The sequence below is a fragment of the Mesotoga sp. HF07.pep.5.2.highcov genome, assembly GCF_003666285.1.
Classification (GTDB): Bacteria; Thermotogota; Thermotogae; order Petrotogales; family Kosmotogaceae; genus Mesotoga; species Mesotoga prima.
In genome coordinates this window covers 1-3739 of record NZ_JFHJ01000574.1, presented here as the reverse complement: position 1 = coordinate 3739, position 3739 = coordinate 1, and the positions used below count along the sequence as shown (strand labels likewise).

4 protein-coding genes and 1 tRNA gene are annotated in these 3739 nt (G+C 44.2%); 1 reads left to right on the top strand and 4 read right to left on the bottom strand.

The features are described from left to right. From BG32_RS12125 to BG32_RS12115, 3 genes are all read right to left on the bottom strand, one after another. Positions 1-1154: ABC transporter substrate-binding protein (locus BG32_RS12125; protein WP_259459718.1), on the bottom strand; the 1154-nt coding region annotated here is incomplete at its 3' end. Positions 1155-1570: 416 nt separating this feature from the next. Further along, positions 1571-2473 carry an alpha/beta hydrolase gene (locus BG32_RS12120; RefSeq protein ID WP_006489923.1) on the bottom strand — a complete coding sequence of 301 codons (903 nt, stop codon included), beginning with the start codon at positions 2471-2473 and terminating at the stop codon, positions 1571-1573. A 19-nt stretch (positions 2474-2492) separates the two neighbouring features. Continuing rightward, positions 2493-2774, bottom strand: coding sequence for an acylphosphatase (locus tag BG32_RS12115; RefSeq protein ID WP_006489925.1), 282 nt, complete (start codon positions 2772-2774; stop codon positions 2493-2495). 251 nt (positions 2775-3025) lie between these two features. Between BG32_RS12115 and BG32_RS12110 the strand changes: the two genes are divergently transcribed. Then, positions 3026-3502: a GNAT family N-acetyltransferase gene (locus BG32_RS12110; RefSeq protein WP_006489927.1), complete on the top strand. Its 477-nt coding sequence runs from the start codon at positions 3026-3028 to the stop codon at positions 3500-3502. Between the two features lie 27 nt (positions 3503-3529). On the opposite strand, the gene BG32_RS12105 is transcribed toward BG32_RS12110, so the two are convergent. After that, positions 3530-3605 (bottom strand) — tRNA-Trp (locus BG32_RS12105). Between the last annotated feature and the right edge of the window lie 134 nt (positions 3606-3739).

Here is a 3739-nt window from a genome sequence, read left to right as displayed (position 1 = left end):
GTGACGGCCGTTTTGAGTGACCAGTCATTAACTCCGTCTCCGAGTCCGTATGCGAATCTGTCGAGAAGCCTCGCCGAATTGGCCGTATAGAAGCCGTCCTGATAGCAGACATAAATTCTAACTGCGTCTTTAAGTCCCATCTCCAGAGCCGTAAGAGAAAGGTCCCAGTACTCCTCTTCAGTTAAGAAGTTTCCTGTGTAGGCCCTATCTATGAGATCGTCCAGCTTTTCGTTTCTGAAATTCCAGAACCCTTCTGTCCCACGGCCGGGCATGTAGGATCCACCGGAAGCATACATCTGGCGTACTATGTGTTCCCAGAAGGCTCTTGTGGCGCCTGCGCTCCATGCTTCGGTGTAGAGGTTCCAGATCAGGTCTGCAGGATCGCTACCATAAGCTGTGTTGCTAGCTTTTGATCTTTCCCAGACCAGTCTGTCCACTGTTACCCCGGCCTTTTCAAGTTGAAGGGAGACGTATTCGGCCATCTTGACTCTAACGTTGGGGTCATCAGCCCTAATAACGAATTTAACCGTCAATGGCTCATTATCGAAATACCATTTGCCGTTACTGTTTACCAGTCTACCCTGATTCTCAGGAATCTTTGCGGCATCCTCAAGAGCTTTCTTCATAGCTTCGAGAGCTCTTGTCTCGTTGCCTTCAAAGCTTAACCCAAGTTTGTTTGCGACCAGACCGTATCTGTAGGTACCGGGTTGACCGGGGGTTGCCATAGACAACATCGGTCCTCCAGCGCCTCCAAGTATCTCGTCAACTATGTACTGCCTGTTGATCAAGTCGTTGAGAGCATACCTGAATTCGTTTATCGCCATTACGTTGAAGAAGTCCTTTCCGTCTACATTTGCGAAGTAAGGAGCTTCGTTCGGATATGGGTTTACGAAAAGAGCATAGGTTAGCGCTGGAACAGAGTAGATATCCATTTTGTCTCGTGTTGCCTTATCCATCCCCATTAACGTAGGACCGGAGACGCCTTCCATGAAAATGTCGGTGAGTCCTTCGGCAACGTCTCTGAGACCGAGTTCTTGAGACATCTTAACGTTGAAGTAGATGACGTCGGAGATTGGTCCCTTCTCGGTTGCAAAAACACCGCCACAGAGAACAATCATCGATGCGAGAAGGATCACGGTAAGTCTCTTACTCAATTTCTTTCGCCCCCTTTTTCATTTAGTTCTGTGCCTTTGCACAGAATATTCAGTTGTATATCAGTAAGAAATTTTCATTATAATCGCATAATTATAATTCTGGACAGAACTATAGTGCAAAAAGTAATCGATAATTTAATTACTTCGATAAAAAGAAAAAGATTATCAAAGCATTACGAAGTCTAACACAATAATTCCAAGAATGTCAAGCTCTTTGCTTCAATAATTAATGGAAAAATAATTAATTAGTTGTAGTGATTGATTATTTCAATATGAATTAGCGTGCAAATCAATAAATTAAACTAACCAAAACCAAATTATCGATATAGTTCGGCAAGGTAATGAATAATTCCAACAATGGATTTTAATTCTTAAGGCAAATTTTTCAATAGTGAGGGCGGAAATAAAGAGCTGAATCAAAGGAGATCATTACTACGAAGAAACCATTCTATCTCTTTTTCGTATTTCGCTGGATCGGTAACAAGGGCCATCGCATGGCCAGCATCGGGAACTATAAGTAGATGTTTGTTTGATTGTCTTTCACTGTACATCTTTTCGCTCATAAAGGTAGAGACGTAGTGGTCTTCTCCACCGTGAGCAAACATGATAGGAATGGAAGTCTCTCTTACTGATCTGATCGGGCTGACTTCCTTGAGATCGGCTCCAGTCATTATCCTAGCGAAGAGACGGGCGAGCCAGATGAATGGAACTCTTGGCAGATGAAAGTCCTCTCTCAACCTTATCGAGAGCAATTCTTCGAGGTCCGAAAAACCACAGTCGGCGACGCAGAAGTCGATCTCATCATCTAGAGAAAGATACTGAATTGCGATTGCGGCACCCATCGATTCCCCATGCAGACCTATTCTGGTCTTCTTGCCCAGTCTATCCAGGACCCAGTTTTTCACCGCAGCAAGATCATGTTTCTCGTAATAGCCCAGAGTCGTATTCGTGCCTCCGCTCTTTCCGTGATTTCTGTGGTCATATACGATGATGTTAAAGCCTAGCTTGTGAAAAATTTTCGCGTACTTTATGGAACCGAACAGCGAATAAGTGATACCGTGGCAGATAATTACAGCTCTTTCGGAATTGTCGTTCGGAATGAGTAACCCGTGAAGTTTGTATCCATACGGAGAATCAATCCAGACCTCCTCCTTTTCGATCTTTTCGAACCACTCCGGATCCATTCTGCCGTTTTCGACTTCGATGCGGTAGGTCTCTTCGTACGGGATTTGCCGCGGTTTCGTGACCTTGTTGGCAAAAACGGCACCGACGATGCCCAGAAATCCTACAACGATCAGCACCAATATTATCACTGTCATTTTTCTCCTCCAGTAGGAATTACCTTTTTTCAAAGTCCATGAACCCGTGTTCCATGGATGGCCGTTCAGTAACCCTCTCGATGTTTCCTCCGGAAAGCTTTATCGAAATCGATCCCTTCTCGATCTTCGCAAGGAATACATTTAGCTGTGCTTTGCTGCCCTGAGCTACTACTCTCACCGAGCCATCGTCGAGGTTCTCTACATAACCAGTAATCTCATGTCTCGTAGCCAGACGCCTTATGAAGTTTCTCATGCCGACCTTCTGAACTCTTCCCTGAATAATTATCTCGACGGTTCTCAAACTGTGATTTCTCCCCTTGTGATTTAGAATATCATGTATAAAACAATTTTATCAGCAGAAAGTGTACTTGATCACTTTAAGAAAGCAGTAGTGGTTTTCATTAATCAAGGAAGTGTACTTTCTTGTTGCTCTTTCTAAGACTGGTTGTTGTCCTGAAGTTTCCGGTCATCAGAGTACGTCGACGATTACTTTTCAATCAAGATACTCTTCAAGAGATTTCTGCTGGATATGATCTATAGAGGAGGGACAGAATGATAGTTATAGAGAAAATGAGGTCAGATGAGTTTAGCGTATATCTGAGAAAACTTGTTGAAAACTACGCGGTAGAGAATGTGAAATCCGGAAGATGGGAAGAGAAAAGCGCACTAGAAAAATCGAAGAGAGAGGTCGATTCATTGCTGACTGACGGACTGAATACAGAGAACCACGAACTGCTGAATCTTAAGGAAAAGGATACAGGCAAGAAGATCGGCTGTGTCTGGCTACATATCTTCCCGGGAATGGAGAAGAAGGGATTCATCTATGATTTCGTAATCGATGAGGCATTCAGGGGAAAAAGCTACGGGAAAGAGAGCTTGAAGGCGCTTGAGGAATATGCTTCAAAACTAGGAGTGGAAGACCTTTCGCTCCATGTTTTCGCACATAACACCGTGGCGGTTGCTCTATATAGGAAGATGGGGTATGAAGTTACCAGCTTGAATATGGCAAAGCATATAGGGGGGAAATAAAAAAGAGAGGAAACTTCCTCTCTTTTCTGGCAGGCGAGGAGGGCCTCGAACCCCCGACCTACGATTTTGGAGACCGTCGCTCTGCCAATTGAGCTACTCGCCTACAAAGACGATTATAGCGGAATCGATACTCCTTTTCAAGAGGAGAGGATAATTGCCAGCACGATCGAAATTAGAAATAGAACGAGATAGGAAGAGAGAGCCGAATCGATCCTCTCGAAATAAACCGGCAGAGGT